Genomic DNA, 14,941 nt, shown 5'->3' on the forward strand with positions numbered 1-14,941 from the left:
TAAAAAAAAGAACCAGCAATCGACAATACTCGGCAAACGTTGGGAATCAATATGGCGAATGAACAAGCCTCCAATAAATTAGTCCAGTTTCCCAAAACTGTGACCTGGGAAACCGACCTGGCGCGTCTATGTGGAGAAGACGAGTTATTTCGCGATCGCTATCAACTCTATAAACTCCTGGGAAGAGGTGGCTTTGGAGTCACTTTTTTGGCCAAAGATTTAAGTGCAACCCAACAGCCTTGGTGTGTGATTAAACAACTTTGTCCTAAAGTAAAACACCCTAAAGGACTCGAACGGGCCCGTCGTTGCTTTCGCCGAGAAGCCAGAATTCTCAGCCAGTTAGGTAACCATCCCCAAATTCCACAAATGTTCGATTATTTTGAGGAAAATGGAGAGTTTTATCTCGTTCAAGAATATATTCAAGGGCGAACTCTCTCCCGTGAGATCCGACATCGAGGGCAATATTCTGAAGCCTTAGTGAAATCTTTTTTGCTGGAAATTTTACCCCTATTGAAGTTTATTCATGAGCAAGGAGTAGTCCATCGTGATATTAAACCCCCTAATATTATTCGCCGACACAGTAGAATGGAATCCTCCCCAGGAGAGTTAGTTTTAATCGATTTTGGAGCCGTCAAAGAGTTAATCCGAGAAACCGAATCGAATCATACAATAACGGCTACTGCTTCTACTGCTTTTGTGGGAACTTTTGGCTTTTCTCCCCCCGAACAGTTAGCCTTACGCCCCACCTACGCCAGCGATCTTTATGCCCTAGGAATTACTTGTGTTTATATGCTGACCGGGAACTTTTCCGCTGATGACGAACTGCCCCATTTTCGTTCTAAACAATGGTGGCGTAATCAGGTAGAAGTTAGCGATCTTTTGGCTGATGTTGTTGATAAAATGTTGGCGGTGGATCTCAAGGAGCGATATAGTTCAGCCCAAGAGGTTCTTACCGCTATTGATCTAGCCCCCCATCTAGAAAGTTTAAATGAGTGTCTCACCCATCAAGCCCAACCTGAAGAACCGGAATCTGAGGAATATGCATCTCCAGCCCAGCGCCGCGCTCAAGAAATTCGAGCGCGTATGGAACGTTTGCAAAAACGGCAAAAGTTGGGGAATCACCATTTCCCCAAGCATTGGTAGCTTAAAATTCTGCACAACTTTTTCTTGATTATCCCAAACAATTGTTGCTAAATGTATAGACAATAGTGTTTCACTGCCATAAATTGTTTGGCTCTTTCCGCAACTTCTTCCACTGTCCAAAAAATAGCTTGCATGAGGATTTACCCTGTTCTTTCTTCTTTAAGTTGGTCATATCAACTATAGCGCTACACGCTAGTGGGAGTTGACTGATAAAACTGAAAATCCCCTGGTAAAAGCGACCAGGGGATCTTAGAGGTTAAGATAGGGGCAAGTGATTAAATCTCTTGCATCAGGGGTCAGAAAATGAATCGCAATAGACTCATCGTCTATTCTGATGACGATTGCCTATTGCCCGACTTCTGCAAGAAGTCTATTGAAATCCTAACGAGCAAAACCCACCGTTATAGAGTTCGTTGCGTTCGCGTTCTAATTGGGAAACTAGGGTACGATCGCCTTTATCTTGGGCTACTTGCAAGCGGTGTTCCAGACTTTTGAGGATATTCTGACAATGGGCCGCAGCCAGTTCAATGGTCAATTCTGATTGAGCGGACTGGAGCTGATGGGTTGGGCGTTGTAAACCTGGATAGGTGGGTTCGTCACATTGGTGGGTTTTATACTCGATCCCACGGTATCTTAAATCCATCGGCGATTGAGGGACAGGGAGGTGTCTGGGGTAGCGATTCACCCGATAGGTACGACCCCGATATTTGGCAATCAAATCTTCTTCTTGTATGTCGATCGGTAGGGGTTTACGGTTGTATTCTATACCGCGATAAAAGAGTTTCATGAGTCTTTCCTTTTCTTAGTTTTGAAAGCGTTTTTTTATTTCTGTATCTATCCTGACATTTCAGGATGAAGTTTGGGTGTGATTTAAATTAAGATTAAGTTAAAAATTATAAAGTTAATCTAAAGTCTTTGGAGATGAGTGAAAATCGGGACAACAACAACCAAAAACAAAGACTTTTAGAAGTTATCTGTTCTGGCTGTTGTTTATTTTCTACTGCAATCGGAGCTAAGATTCTTTAGCTTCTAAGGCTTCGACCCGACTTTTTAAGGTTTGATTGGTTTTCTTCAACTGCTCGATTTCTTGCCGTAAGGTGTCCATCGCGCTATTCGAGCCGATCGCCTTCTGCACTTTTTGCACGGTTTCTTCTGCTCGACGCTGGACCCGGCCATCTGCGGTTGAAGAGGCGATCGCCTGTAAAATCCCCATCGCTTTTGCTGTTTTCATCCCTCCCAAAGCCTGGATCACTGCCATTTGGGTTAAGAAAAACGATTCAGCCGATAGAGCATCCAACCGTGCTAACACTTCTTCTACTTGAGCTTCATCTTGACCGGAGGATGCCACACCTAAAGCACGAATGGCACTTAAACGTAGAGGTTGGGGAATACCGAGGTGGGTATACTCTAGAATCACCTCTAAAGCTGCTTTAGAGCGATTCATTTGGCTTAATCCGGCGATCGCCCCACTGCGAACTACCTCATTCCAACCCGCTTTCGTTTCCAAAACTGTCTTGAGCAGTTTAATCACCTTACGGGGTTTAGGCATCTCTTGATCCTTGACAGCGGCGATCGCCCCCAAAGCCTTAGCCACAGAAGCTTCCACCTGATAAGACGGATCGCCATTAACCAAAACCGACTTCAGCACCTTATAACTCGCCTTAGTTTTGATCGTCCCTAACGCTTCAATAACTGCCTTACGGACTCTAGCATCCCCATCTTGCAAACCCACTAACAGAGCCTCAAATACCTGATCCAGGCGAATTTTACCCAAACCTCTGGCTATTTCCACTCGCACTCCCCAAAAGGCTTCCGTTTTTAATGCTTCAGCTAAAGCCTGAACCACGGGTAAGGTTCCTTTCTTCACTAAAGCATTAATGGCATAAATGCGAGCAATGGGATCGGGATCGTAAGCCAACTGAGCCTTTAACTCAACCACAGGATAGTCCAAAACCACCGTTTTCAAATAGCGATTCCCCACATCAAAACTGATAAACTTAGGCTTCTCATCTAAGGGGAAATAAAAACTCTCTTCCACTTGATGAATTCTCACCGTATGGGAGTTAACCACAATTTCAGGTGCTTCACCGTCCTGTTCTGAAGGACTGACATAGCCAAAACCGATAGGGATTGTCAAATCAAAGAGAGATTTTTTATCTTCTTTAGCTTGGGTTTGGACTACCGTTACCTTCGCCAGCTTATGATCTGTATCCCAACTGTAGCTGACCTTAAAATCGGGATGTCCCCCACGATAGACATATTGATCGAATAAAAACAGGAGATTGCGCCCTGTAGCTTCTTCAATGGCTCGCAGTACATCCACCGTTTCTACCGTACTATGGGCATGATTGCGAACAAAGGTTTGTATTGCCTTGAAAAATAAATCATCGCCCAATTCTGCCCGCATCATATGGTAGACACAGGCTCCTTTTTCGTACAAATGGCGATCGTAGAGTTCTATCGGCTCCCGATAGACATGGGTGACCATGGGGCGACGATAGCGGGTTTTATCTTCTTGTAAATAGCTTCGTGCTTCTCTGAGGTAATAATAGGCAGCATCCTCTGCTCCATATTCCTGTTCTGTCCACAGCACTTCACAATAGGAAGCCATCCCTTCTTTAATCCAAGCGTGAGACCAATGTTTAATCACCACTAAGTCCCCAAACCATTGGTGGGCAAGTTCATGAGCGACTAAACTTTCAGTAAAGGGATGATCGAGTAGAGATCGTTTATCCAGTAGACAGCGATCCGTTAAGAGCGTTGTTGAGGTATTTTCCATGCCGCCAAAGATAAAATCAGCGACACAAACTTGGGCATATTTGGGATAGGGATAGGGATAATCAAAGATGTTACTAAAGAAGTCGATCATACGTGGCGTTTTGCCCATACTTCTCTGGGCATCATTTTTACGGTCTTTTTCCACATAGTAAAGGACGGGTGTGTTTTGCCACTTGTCTTTGATTTCTACAAATTCGCCTATTGCTAAAGTCATCAAATAGGTCGGATGAATTTCTTTTTGAAACCAATGATAAATTTTAGTGTTGCCTTCAGTTTTTGTATCGATCAGTTCCCCATTGGAGATCGCCATATATTTAGCCGGGACTTGAACTCGAATTTCTGAAGTGGAAAGTTGTCCGGGGTAGTCTAGACAAGGGAACCAGTAACGGGAGTCTTCATCTTCGCCTTGAGTCCAAACTTGGGTGGGTTTGCCAGGATAATCAGTATCAGGATGAATGAAATAGAGTCCTCTTTGGGGATGATCGACTTGATAGACAATGTTAATTTCTAGAGTTTGTTCCGCTTGAGTTGGGAGATCTAGGTGGATGTGGAGTTTTTGTCCATCGTAGTCAAAGGATTGGGATTTGTGGTTGATTTTGACCTTCTCGATGATTAAGTCTACTGCGTCTAGGGAGAGGGTTTCAATACCCGTGCGAATGGGTTTGAGATGGAGAGTACAGGAACCGCTATATCGAGCGTGAGGAATGTCTAAGACTAAATCTAAAAAAATATGTTCGACTTGTCCGGGGCGATCGGGGGTATAGTGAGGATAGGAACCGGGAAGTTGAAAGGATTTGCGTTTGGGTTTTTCGGTATCGAGGAAGGATTTTAAGAGTTCAGACATGCACTTAGAGTTGAGATTAGGAGCAATCTTTTAGTTTAATACAGTTTTTAGGGTTTGGAACACGAAACTGGGAACAACTAATCTAAGATGCCGGTTAATATTTCTAGCAAAAGAGTTAATTCTTCTGGTACAAGATAGCGCTTGGGGTCTTGTTGAATGCAGCGCTGTTGGCGATCGAATGTCCCAAATCGCCAGTCTTCACCGGTCGTGACGATGCCGTATAAAATGGGGGTATCCGATTGAGTCCAGCGATCGAGGGCGAGGAGTTGAACTGCCAGTTGGGTAAAGCCACGCACGAGATCGGATTGTTTGGCTTCAATGACTATGAGGTTATGACTGGCAATATAGTAATCTAGGGTTCCCCGCAGATATTCATTGACAGCGATCGCATATTCGACATGGATACGCAGATCGGCAAGGTCGGCGACTTCAAACAAAATGGGGCTAATTAGAGCTTCTCGACGGGCAGTTTCATTGATCAATTCGATGCGTTTGCGGTTGCGCTCTAGTTGATAGAGCAAGGGTTCAATGGAAGTTGTTAAGGCTCTGTGAGGTAAATTGAGGGGCGATCGCACAAGATGACAATCAAATTCAGCTAGAATATCTTCCAGAGTAAAACTGAATTCAAAATATTGGCTGAAAGTATACGATTCTCCTGGCTTAAAAATACGTGAGGAAGCCATAAGTTAGAGTTTAAGAAAGACAATAGATAACAGATAAAAAACGAAAATATCCCACTGTTCTTTTAGCTGGACAAGTGGGATATTTTTTCTTTCTAGAGATATCGACTTATCGCAAGAAACTACTCACTAACCACAACGTAAAGAAAGCAACTACAGCCGCGAATTGATCGCTGTTAACTTGACTGACGTTGGCTAACCCCGCTCCTAAAAGGCTACCGAGCAATAACCCAGCGATCAGTCCCCCAACGGTAAGTAAGACCGATCGCCCAAACTTATTTTCCTTGCGGTTCAAGAAATAAATGCTGGCCACCACCCCCGCTAAAAGTGTAACCTGGAGAGGAGACTGACTACCCTGGGTGGGGGGCAGGAGGGCGACACAACTCATTAGCACTAAATAAACACCCATAGGCAAGAGAATATCTGCTTGACTGGGAGTATCCAGATAGGATTGTAACCAGTTGGGCATGGAATTCCCAGGAGTTGGGGGGGGCTTCGGTTGAGTCACCGTTGCTTTTTCCGGAAACCGGATGCGATCTGGAACTTTGAGTTTTCCCTGTTGCCGCAGTCGTAGACGATCCATGAGAACGGCATCATAGGCCGTCTCAATAGCTTCTACTTGTCGGCGATCGCCACTGTGTTGATCCGTGAGGCTCTGACGGGCCTGTTGAATTTCCTCAAACGAGGCATTTTCGTTTAACCCCAAGGTTTCATAAGGACTTTTGTCACTCATCTTCTTTTTAATTCCCTCACAATCATTCAGCCCTCCGATCGAGGAACCGTAGGAGTATAGACTTCCAGCATACATAGCTTATACAAGCTTGGTTGCTCAACTCAATGGTTGACCCGTTTTCTAGCGCTTGCCAAATTAGCCTAAACTTTTTTCGCCATTTTATTTAGTGTCACTTTAACATAATTCTTAATAGAGTTGGCTACCCAAGCAATCACCACCGATAATAGATAATCTAAGCTCCTCAATGACAGATCGCCCCATCTTTTTGAGCAAGGAATGATCTGCCAGTGGGCTTAGGCTGCCGTTATTCTAACGGAAAACCTGTATCACAGAGCCACCATGGCCAGATACACTTGAGGACGAAACTGCCAGTCTTGGGTCTGTTTGTCAACTCGCAAGCATATATCACAAGGTTATTCATATGGCTTCAGCCAAGATTCTTGTCGTAGATGATGATCCTGCAATTCGTAATCTAGTCTTTCGCTATTTGGGCAAACATGGCTATGAACTTGAAAATGCTCCTGACGGAAAAACCGGCATGACTAAGTTCAAGCAGTTTCGCCCCGATTTGGTAATTTTAGATGTTAATTTACCGGACGCGCTAGGTTACAATCTTTGCCAGGAAATGCAAACTTTAACGGATGTTTTTGTGTTGATGCTTACGAGCCGCACGGATACATCAGATAAAATTATTGGCTTTGAAAAGGGAGCCGATGATTATCTCACTAAGCCTTTTAGTGTCGAAGAACTCAAATATCGCGTAGAAGCTCTACTGAAGCGCCAGCGCACTGTGACCACTCCTGAGCGTCAACTGATTACCCATGGTCAGTTGTCTATTGATCCCGAACGTCGGGAAGTGATGTTCCAAGGGGAACCCGTGGTGCTAACGGCATTAGAGTTTGATTTGCTGCATGTTCTAGCCAGCAACCCGACCAAGGTGCTGCGACGTTCAGAGTTAATCAGCCAAGTATGGGATTATGAACACCAGGGCGATCAGCGGGTTGTTGATGTGCATATTGGCCAAATTCGGAAGAAGTTAGAAGCAGATGGGGGACATCGGTTTATTAAAACGGTGCGGGGTGTGGGTTATAAATTTGCACCTCCCGATACTGTATAGGATGAAACCAATTCTGGATTGCCCTATCCTTCTGCGGATACGGAGGGGTTGAGATGGGACGTGCATCTACCCAGTGTTTGGAATAAGCGCCTGACTTTTTCTAGGTCTTTGTCTCCTGGTTGGCGCTCAACTCCACTGGACAAATCGATACCTTGGGGAGAGAGCTGCTGTAAAGCTCTGTGAATATTGTCAGGAGTCAATCCTCCCGCTAGGAACCAGGGTAAGGGAGGAGTAAAGCTCTTTAAGTCTTCCCAATTGAGGGTTTGACCTGTTCCGCCAAGTTGGTGGGGGTGATAGGCATCTAAGAGTAGGGTATCGACACAGGTTTGATAGGTGGGAATTTGATTTAAGGTTTCCGGAGTGCGGACTCGAAAGGCTTTGATTAGTTCGATCTGGGGTAGATGTTGGCGCAGGGTTTGGCAAAATGAGGGGTCTTCATCACCATGGAGTTGAATTCCAGTCAGATGGCCTAGGGTGACGGTGTGGGAGATTTGCTCTAGGGTAGCGTTGACAAATACGCCGATGCGATCGATAGATGGGGGCAGTTGGGTACAGATCTGTTGGATCTGTTGGGGTTCAATGTAACGGGGAGAGCTGGACACACAGATGAATCCTAGGGCTGTAGCTCCTAAATCGGCGATCGCCACCGCTTGGTCAACTTGGGTAATGCCACAAATTTTAACGCGCATATTTGCTCCGGATTCTGGAAATTTTGTATCAAAATTTTAATAAACTTTAAGGAATGACACAAAAATAAAGTTTTGTCACCCGGCTTCTTATAATAGTGAGGACTTTTTACCGGGATTAAGGAGCGAAAGACCTATGACCTCAGAATGGTCTCTCAATATTGGACTGATCATGATTGCTTGCAATATTCTAGCGATCGCCATTGGCAAATTCACCATTCAACAAAAAGGTGTTGGCCCCGGCCTGCCTGCTGGCCCCTTCTTCGGTGGCATGGGAATGGCTGAATTACTGGCGACCACCAGCTTAGGTCATCTCCTAGGTGCTGGCGTAATCCTAGGACTCAGTGGTACTGGAGCGATTTAATCTCCCACACAGTTTGGAAAACTTGGGGAGTATGGGAGTCCGGGGAGCATCGTTTTCCTGATTTTCCCTCTCCCCAACTCAATTAGCCCTTACTAACCTGTAGCACTCTAATTGCTGTCCACTCTTGTTCAGATAAAGGTTGTACCTGAATTTCCATCTTAAAGGTTTCACAGGCTGCTTGAGTCAACGTATCGACTAAGTGAGAAAAACTCAGAGCAGCTAAACTCGGTGGAGATTCTGGCAGTCGCTCAGAAAAGACCTGATGCCATAATTGGCGATCGGGATTCAGACGCATAGAGCCATGTTGGAGAACTGTGGAACCCTGCCAAACCTGAGCGCTACCAATCAGCTTATAGCCAGAATCTAAGACTAAATCTGCTCCCGTCGCTGTGGCAAAACAATTGGGAACTTGGGCATAGCCTCGCCCAGCAGAACCATAGTGTAACTCGAAATCGAGCGATCGCCACCCTCGAATCAGAAACTCACAAATCTGCTCGTAAGCTGCCATTCGATGAGCAAACCGTCCAGAATACACCACAGCATAAGTTAAATCTCCTTGATGGAGAACCCCTCGCCCCCCCGTTGGTCGCCTCACCAACTCTACGGGTTTTCCTTGCCATTGCAAACCTTGCCAAGACTCGGGCCAGCGTTTTTGGTGATACCCCAAAGAAATTGCCATCGGCTGCCAGGTATAAAATCGCAAGCTAGGCGGCTGATTGCCCTGTTGATGCTGTTTCCAGAGCCAGCGATCGATCGCCATTTGCGATCGGCCCGACTCCTCAATTAAGGGAATAAACCGCCACTGTGCAACCAAAACTACTGTCCAAATTCAGCAATCAGAGCGTCATCATTATCATCAGCAATATTGGCTACTAACGTAATGGCTCGCGCAATTTCCCCTGGGGACAATTCCGCCACCGTGCGCGTCGCGACCACCACCACCCGGTTATCCACAATGGCAAAATGGGCCTCAAAGGTTTTTAGCCAATTCATTTCCAATAACTTACGCATCAATCGTGCTTCCTCTTTAGCCGGTAGCGATAGCACATAAGACCAGACCGTTAAGCTATCATCATCCGTTTGACCCGTCAGTTGCACATAGACCTCAACCGAGCCATATTGGAATTTCCATAAGTACCCTTCCTGAGAATCATAGCCCGCTTGCACCGTCTGACCTTCAGCAATCATCGTGCTGATGACTCCTTCAATCTCATTAATATAACTGGGAGTCACAGGTTCTAGCTCTTGGGTCATCGTGTTTTCTACCACTGGATTACTCATAATCGTCTTTCTCCATCACCAATCACCAATCACCAATCATACAGGAATCTTATGGGTCAGAGGCTCCCATGTTTATCCATTATTACAAATCCTGAGGATTTAGAGATATTCAATGAATTAAGATCTCGGAGGTGCAGAAAAACTCTAAACGCTATAGAGCTTGGGTTGACTGCAAATTATTTTGCTCTCTCCACTAACCGGATATCTGGATTTTTCTATATATCCTTTTCTAAGGCCTCCCAATCTATAGCGCTTCGCGCTAGGCTTGCTTTGCAATAGGCTTGCTTTGCAATAGCTTGTATCGCTTAGGTTCTAAGGCTTCAAGCTGTACCTCATAGAAGAGAGAAACGCTATAGTTTTCGATATATAGTTGTTTTAATTAAGGAGGGGACATGGTTGTAGGGGCAGCCGTTCGCCCCTACATATACCCTGGCTTTAGATAGATCTTGGTGTGTCAATCTTAATTAAAATGACTATATAAGCGCTTCGCGCGGTAATGGGTAATAGGTAATGGGAAAACCATTTTCACACTATAACGCCCATTCTTCAGGCTTTTCAGGGGAAGGCACTCTCAAGGAAAACTCCGATCGCTGTACCTCATAACAGTGAAAACCACTGTAAGTTTTTCAATATTTCACTTAACGTTGATGTTTACGTGTGTGCCTTCGCTCTATAGCTCTTCCATCAATGCTTTGACTCGATCGATTCCCTCTCGATCGCCAGCCACCTGATAGAGTTGTAGGGCGCGTTCTAATACCGAAAGGGCTTCCTGTTTGCGATCGCGCTCTTTGAGTGCCAACGCCAGCTTATAATAGCCTTCTGGATCTTGGGGCGCTAGTTGCACCACTTGACGGTAGGTGGCGATCGCCAAGAGGACATCATTCTGTCTCATGAGAATATCACCCATGGATCGATGGGCATCCACCAAATTCCGATCTAAGGATACTGCCCGTTGATAGGCTTGATAGGCTTCTGGCCAATTTTCAAAGCTCTCTTGGATTTTACCAATGGTCATATAAATTACTGGATTCCGGGAATCGAGTTGAGCGGCTTTATCCAAGGCTTGCCGTCCTAAATCCACATTACCGCGAGCTAACCAAGCACTGGCTAATTTCACCTGAATGCTACCGGAACGGGGATTCAGTTGTTCGGCTTGTCTGAGGTGTTGAATAGATTGATCCAGTTGTCCCTGTTTGAGGTACATTGCTCCAAGTAACTCATGGGCTTGAAAATTTCGAGGATCGGCACTGAGAACCTGTTCATAGGTTCTTTTAGCTGAGATAAAATCGTTTTGTCGCCACTGCACCACTCCCAAACCCAAATAAGCCTCCAAATTGTTCCGATCTAACTGAATGGCTTGTTGATAGGCAATTTGGGCCGCCGCATTATCACCAATCTTGGCTAAACTATGGCCGAGGGCATAGAAAAAGTCTCCATTCTGGCGATCGTAAACCACTGCCTGACGATAGGCTTGGGCTGCTTGAGCAAAATTTCCTTGAATAGCTTGCAGATAACCAATACCAGAATAGAGGCGAGCATTTTGGGGGTCTAATCTGAGGGCTTGTTGATAAACTTGAATGGCTCTAGGATAATTTCTCGCTTCGACGAACTGATTTCCTTGCTCCAACAGAGTATCAAGTTGGGCATCAGTGGGCGATCGCTGGGCAATCCATTCTACCCCTTCAGAGGCTTGAACGGCCAAGGGCGCAACCCCCTGAAAACCTCCCCAAACCAATAGAGTTGCCAAGAATAAGCTGGAGTTGTGCATGGTTAATGATCGACAGAGCGTGTGTGAGGGATTTGTAATGAAAATTTACACTTTCTTTAGGATTCCGGCAAGGGGGAATAGGGGGACGCGGGGACGCGGGGAATGGGAGACACGGAGATATGCAGATAAGGAAGATACTCAATGACTCCCGACTCCCGACTCACAAATCCCGACTTAATTCTTCAAGATCCTAGTTTGAAGGCTTCGACGAACAGACTATACACTAAGCCAATTTTCAATCCATTAATTACATCTCGCCAGAGGTTATCTTGACTCCAAAGCTTAGAGCCATAAATGAGGCGATTGAGGACTTCTATCCCCATCACCAAAATGGCTGCTACCAGGATATCCTGTTCTGCCCGTTGACCAGCGATGGTAGACAAGGCTGTACCCAGGAAAAAACCGAATAAAAAACTGATAGTCAACAAGGACAAGCGCCGCCAAGGATTGCGTAATACCCTAGCAGTCTCTCGACTCAAAACGTTGACGAGTTCATTCAGACGAGTATTCTGCGTAACCCTATCCTCCCGATCGAGTGCAGTGCTAAAATTAAGGGTAAACCATTCACTCCATTTTTACCAAATTGTGACTATCTCTGTAGAATTTATTGAAGGAATGTCAGAAGAAATTAGTGGCATTAGTCTGCGAAAACGCCCGAATTCTGATACCAAAATTGTGGTTTTAAGCTTTGAGAGGCTGGTTGCAGCAGAAGGATTTAAGAGTTTTGGCAATAAGGTGGAGCATCTGTGGCTCAAGGATGAAGAAGGAACGATCCAGGTGAGTCCCAATGGTATGAAATTTATTTTTGTCGATGATGATGAGCTATCTAATGCAGAGTGTACGTTTGAGGTGCATTCTCAAGATCAGTTTGACCGGGTAATGCGTTTTTTCCATCGCTATGCTGATGCCTATGGTTTTGAGTTTCAAGGCAATAGGCAATAGCTTTAAGATTCTTCTGGAGGGGGATCGAGGGGTAACAGACCACTCTGTTGGATAAGTTTGGGCCAAATGAGGATAAAGTAGCCCATCCAAGCGAATATGGGTAGGGAGAAGAGGAGGGAAAACCACCAACGATGGAGAATAATCCAACTCAGGGCGATCGCCGCGACTCCAGTTAAAATGATAGACCAGGGTTGACACCACCAGGGCTTATATTGCCAAACATTCACGGGTTTTGAGGGAAGGGATTCAGACATGGGTAAAAAGTTAAGGCTCTCAGCTAGTTGTCAAGGGGGAGGCAATAGGCAATAGGCAATAGGGAAAATCCAGTTTTCCCCTTGGCTTGAAAAGTCCATAAGGGGAACATCGGGTGCGATCAAGATTTTATTCTATTGGAAATATTTCTAAACACAAGGGAAAACTATGGCAAAATCGAAATCCAAAGATCGGACGTTAGCGATTGATATTGGTGGTAGTGGGATTAAGGCAATGGTCTTGGATCGCAAAGGCCGTCCTTTGGGCGATCGCGTACGAGTGCAGACTCCCCAACCCGCTACACCCGAGGCACTCTTGAGGGCGATCGCCGATTTAGCCGAACAAGCCGGAGCTTGCGATCAGGTTTCCGTTGGCTTTCCCGGAGTCGTGCGCCATGGTATCGTTTCTACTGCCGTTAACCTTCATCCCAATTGGGTGGAATTTGACCTAGCCTCAACGCTCTCGGAATCGTTGGGTCAACCGGTACGAGTGGCCAATGATGCCGATATTCAAGGGTTTGGAGCGATTTCTGGTCAAGGGGTGGAACTGGTAATTACCCTGGGAACCGGCTTTGGAACGGCCTTATTTGTAGATGGAAAACTGGTTCCGAATCTGGAAGGTGGTCATCATCCTTTCCGTAAAAAACAAACCTATGAGCAACAATTGGGACGTGCTGCACTGGAGAAAGTCGGGACGAAAAAATGGAATAAACGGTTGAAAAAGGCGATTTGCAAACTTCAACATCTATTCAACGCCGATCGTATCTATTTAGGAGGTGGAGAAGCGAAAAAGGTAGACTGTGAACTTCCTAAAAATGTCTCCATTGTTCCGAACATCAATGGACTTTTAGGCGGAATTGCGCTCTGGAATTTATAGCACTTTGTGCTAGGGAATAGGGAATAGGATTATGGTACATGGCTTTAGGGATTCAGTATTGTACTCCATAACATCGCAAAGCCCTGTATCTATTTTTCTGTCAGTTTCAATCCCTCATAGGGATTTAAGAGCGTTTCAACTGGTTCGCTCGGTTCGCCTTCGCTGTATTCTTTGTCTGTTTCAATCCCTCATAGGGATTTAAGAGCGTTTCAACTTGAGGAAGTGGGCGCACTTGCCATTTTGACACGTTTCAATCCCTCATAGGGATTTAAGAGCGTTTCAACCGGTAGGGCGCGATCAAGGCATCAAGGTTTCTAAATTGTTTCAATCCCTCATAGGGATTTAAGAGCGTTTCAACGTGCGATCGCTCCATAGAGCGATGGGAAATGATCGCTTTTTGGTTTCAATCCCTCATAGGGATTTAAGAGCGTTTCAACGATTATCGCAGAAGACTAAAAAACAATTTAGGGCAAGTTTCAATCCCTCATAGGGATTTAAGAGCGTTTCAACGCCACATATTCGGCATCTTCTGTTGACAATTCTTCGTTTCAATCCCTCATAGGGATTTAAGAGCGTTTCAACAACTCCCCACGGCATCCATCCCCCAAAAGCGCTTGGTTTCAATCCCTCATAGGGATTTAAGAGCGTTTCAACTTTCCATTCCATAAGTGCGACCTGTAAAGCTACACGTTTCAATCCCTCATAGGGATTTAAGAGCGTTTCAACTTGGATGTCGTTACTGAGTTCGATTAATCCGTCTGTTTCAATCCCTCATAGGGATTTAAGAGCGTTTCAACACTCGAAACCATCCCCAGCGACTCCACCTCGTTCCCAGAGTTTCAATCCCTCATAGGGATTTAAGAGCGTTTCAACTCGCAGGGGGAAGTAAGCTATCCCCCATTTTTGTGGTTTCAATCCCTCATAGGGATTTAAGAGCGTTTCAACAAAGCTTGAAACCCTTATCCAGAGAGAATTATAGCCAGTTTCAATCCCTCATAGGGATTTAAGAGCGTTTCAACCCCTTGGCGATGAAAATGATTTCTATCGGCCAGTGCGGTTTCAATCCCTCATAGGGATTTAAGAGCGTTTCAACATTGGGCTCTTCAATGTTTCCCGATCGTATTTTGTTATGCGTTTCAATCCCTCATAGGGATTTAAGAGCGTTTCAACACCGGGGTCTGGTTTTCCCCAATAGGCGAGGAAGAGGTTTCAATCCCTCATAGGGATTTAAGAGCGTTTCAACAAGATTTCGCTAGGCGTGGGGATATCTTGATGACAAGTTTCAATCCCTCATAGGGATTTAAGAGCGTTTCAACATGATTTTGATTATAGCGAATGGAATCCTCTTCTTAACCCAGGTTTCAATCCCTCATAGGGATTTAAGAGCGTTTCAACTTAGAATCGTCAGTCCTGATGTTGTGGTGATTAGTTTCAATCCCTCATAGGGATTTAAGAGCGTTTCAACATTATGGCAACC

At 45.3% G+C, this 14,941-nt stretch carries 15 protein-coding genes and 1 CRISPR repeat array (1 of these 16 only partly in view); of the genes, 5 read left to right on the forward strand and 10 right to left on the reverse strand.

Going from position 1 to position 14,941, the window contains the following annotated elements:
* Positions 1-51: 51 nt before the first annotated feature.
* Positions 52-1,143, forward strand: a complete 1,092-nt coding sequence (locus PN466_RS02300) for a serine/threonine-protein kinase (protein ID WP_271936630.1) — start codon at positions 52-54, stop codon at positions 1,141-1,143.
* A gap of 370 nt (positions 1,144-1,513) precedes the next feature.
* On the opposite strand, the gene pirA is transcribed toward PN466_RS02300, so the two are convergent.
* The 4 genes from pirA to PN466_RS02320 all read right to left on the reverse strand — a co-directional run bounded on the left by pirA (position 1,514) and on the right by PN466_RS02320 (position 6,178).
* Positions 1,514-1,930 (reverse strand): arginine synthesis PII-interacting regulator PirA, encoded by a 417-nt coding sequence (gene pirA / locus PN466_RS02305; RefSeq protein WP_271936631.1) that lies wholly within the window; start codon positions 1,928-1,930, stop codon positions 1,514-1,516.
* Positions 1,931-2,155: 225 nt separating this feature from the next.
* On the reverse strand, positions 2,156-4,765 hold the full coding sequence (locus tag PN466_RS02310; RefSeq protein ID WP_271936633.1) for a M1 family metallopeptidase: 2,610 nt from the start codon (positions 4,763-4,765) through the stop codon (positions 2,156-2,158).
* 77 nt (positions 4,766-4,842) lie between these two features.
* Entirely contained in the window at positions 4,843-5,448 is a 606-nt protein-coding gene (locus tag PN466_RS02315; RefSeq protein WP_271936635.1) for a hypothetical protein, read from the reverse strand.
* Positions 5,449-5,554: 106 nt separating this feature from the next.
* On the reverse strand, positions 5,555-6,178 hold the full coding sequence (locus PN466_RS02320; protein WP_271936636.1) for a CPP1-like family protein: 624 nt from the start codon (positions 6,176-6,178) through the stop codon (positions 5,555-5,557).
* Between the two features lie 421 nt (positions 6,179-6,599).
* Between PN466_RS02320 and PN466_RS02325 the strand changes: the two genes are divergently transcribed.
* Positions 6,600-7,295 (forward strand): response regulator transcription factor, encoded by a 696-nt coding sequence (locus tag PN466_RS02325; RefSeq protein ID WP_271936638.1) that lies wholly within the window; start codon positions 6,600-6,602, stop codon positions 7,293-7,295.
* A gap of 23 nt (positions 7,296-7,318) precedes the next feature.
* Here PN466_RS02325 and PN466_RS02330 read toward each other — a convergent pair whose 3' ends face one another.
* The gene (locus tag PN466_RS02330) at positions 7,319-7,984 is read right to left on the reverse strand and encodes a phosphoribosylanthranilate isomerase (RefSeq protein ID WP_271936640.1); all 666 of its coding nucleotides are present in this window, start codon (positions 7,982-7,984) and stop codon (positions 7,319-7,321) included.
* A gap of 133 nt (positions 7,985-8,117) precedes the next feature.
* Between PN466_RS02330 and psaK the strand changes: the two genes are divergently transcribed.
* Positions 8,118-8,345: a photosystem I reaction center subunit PsaK gene (psaK, locus tag PN466_RS02335; protein ID WP_271936642.1), complete on the forward strand. Its 228-nt coding sequence runs from the start codon at positions 8,118-8,120 to the stop codon at positions 8,343-8,345.
* Between the two features lie 82 nt (positions 8,346-8,427).
* On the opposite strand, the gene PN466_RS02340 is transcribed toward psaK, so the two are convergent.
* The 4 genes from PN466_RS02340 to PN466_RS02355 form a co-directional block, all read right to left on the reverse strand.
* Positions 8,428-9,105, reverse strand: coding sequence for a lipoate--protein ligase family protein (locus PN466_RS02340; protein ID WP_271936692.1), 678 nt, complete (start codon positions 9,103-9,105; stop codon positions 8,428-8,430).
* A gap of 56 nt (positions 9,106-9,161) precedes the next feature.
* Positions 9,162-9,626, reverse strand: a complete 465-nt coding sequence (locus tag PN466_RS02345) for a YbjN domain-containing protein (protein WP_271936644.1) — start codon at positions 9,624-9,626, stop codon at positions 9,162-9,164.
* A 670-nt stretch (positions 9,627-10,296) separates the two neighbouring features.
* Positions 10,297-11,394 (reverse strand): tetratricopeptide repeat protein, encoded by a 1,098-nt coding sequence (locus PN466_RS02350; protein WP_271936646.1) that lies wholly within the window; start codon positions 11,392-11,394, stop codon positions 10,297-10,299.
* Between the two features lie 182 nt (positions 11,395-11,576).
* Positions 11,577-11,873, reverse strand: coding sequence for a DUF565 domain-containing protein (locus PN466_RS02355; protein WP_271936647.1), 297 nt, complete (start codon positions 11,871-11,873; stop codon positions 11,577-11,579).
* On the opposite strand from PN466_RS02355, the gene psb28 reads away from it, so the two are divergent.
* Positions 11,767-12,336, forward strand: a complete 570-nt coding sequence (gene psb28, locus PN466_RS02360; protein WP_271936648.1) for a photosystem II reaction center protein Psb28 — start codon at positions 11,767-11,769, stop codon at positions 12,334-12,336. The genes PN466_RS02355 and psb28 overlap by 107 nt on opposite strands.
* 2 nt (positions 12,337-12,338) lie before the next feature.
* Here the strand turns inward: psb28 and PN466_RS02365 are convergent, their stop codons facing one another.
* Positions 12,339-12,590 (reverse strand): DUF6737 family protein, encoded by a 252-nt coding sequence (locus tag PN466_RS02365; RefSeq protein WP_271936650.1) that lies wholly within the window; start codon positions 12,588-12,590, stop codon positions 12,339-12,341.
* Positions 12,591-12,756: 166 nt separating this feature from the next.
* Between PN466_RS02365 and PN466_RS02370 the strand changes: the two genes are divergently transcribed.
* Entirely contained in the window at positions 12,757-13,464 is a 708-nt protein-coding gene (locus PN466_RS02370; protein ID WP_271936651.1) for an ROK family protein, read from the forward strand.
* 103 nt (positions 13,465-13,567) lie between these two features.
* A CRISPR array of direct repeats spans positions 13,568-14,941; the repeat unit is 37 nt; unit sequence GTTTCAATCCCTCATAGGGATTTAAGAGCGTTTCAAC; it runs 649 nt beyond the window's last position.

Origin of the sequence: Roseofilum reptotaenium CS-1145 (assembly GCF_028330985.1) — a bacterium.
In the GTDB taxonomy this organism is placed as follows: domain Bacteria; phylum Cyanobacteriota; class Cyanobacteriia; order Cyanobacteriales; family Desertifilaceae; genus Roseofilum; species Roseofilum reptotaenium.

Bases quoted from the DNA above. Each gene is read 5' to 3' on its own strand.
- PN466_RS02310 (WP_271936633.1), bottom strand. From the start codon at position 4,765: ATGTCTGAACTCTTAAAATCCTTCCTCGATACCGAAAAACCCAAACGC.
- PN466_RS02345 (WP_271936644.1), bottom strand. From the start codon at position 9,626: ATGAGTAATCCAGTGGTAGAAAACACGATGACCCAAGAGCTAGAACCT.
- PN466_RS02350 (WP_271936646.1), bottom strand. From the start codon at position 11,394: ATGCACAACTCCAGCTTATTCTTGGCAACTCTATTGGTTTGGGGAGGT.
- psaK (WP_271936642.1), top strand. From the start codon at position 8,118: ATGACCTCAGAATGGTCTCTCAATATTGGACTGATCATGATTGCTTGC.
- PN466_RS02320 (WP_271936636.1), bottom strand. From the start codon at position 6,178: ATGAGTGACAAAAGTCCTTATGAAACCTTGGGGTTAAACGAAAATGCC.
- psb28 (WP_271936648.1), top strand. From the start codon at position 11,767: ATGGTAGACAAGGCTGTACCCAGGAAAAAACCGAATAAAAAACTGATA.
- pirA (WP_271936631.1), bottom strand. From the start codon at position 1,930: ATGAAACTCTTTTATCGCGGTATAGAATACAACCGTAAACCCCTACCG.
- PN466_RS02315 (WP_271936635.1), bottom strand. From the start codon at position 5,448: ATGGCTTCCTCACGTATTTTTAAGCCAGGAGAATCGTATACTTTCAGC.
- PN466_RS02340 (WP_271936692.1), bottom strand. From the start codon at position 9,105: ATGGCGATCGATCGCTGGCTCTGGAAACAGCATCAACAGGGCAATCAG.
- PN466_RS02325 (WP_271936638.1), top strand. From the start codon at position 6,600: ATGGCTTCAGCCAAGATTCTTGTCGTAGATGATGATCCTGCAATTCGT.
- PN466_RS02370 (WP_271936651.1), top strand. From the start codon at position 12,757: ATGGCAAAATCGAAATCCAAAGATCGGACGTTAGCGATTGATATTGGT.
- PN466_RS02300 (WP_271936630.1), top strand. From the start codon at position 52: ATGGCGAATGAACAAGCCTCCAATAAATTAGTCCAGTTTCCCAAAACT.
- PN466_RS02365 (WP_271936650.1), bottom strand. From the start codon at position 12,590: ATGTCTGAATCCCTTCCCTCAAAACCCGTGAATGTTTGGCAATATAAG.
- PN466_RS02330 (WP_271936640.1), bottom strand. From the start codon at position 7,984: ATGCGCGTTAAAATTTGTGGCATTACCCAAGTTGACCAAGCGGTGGCG.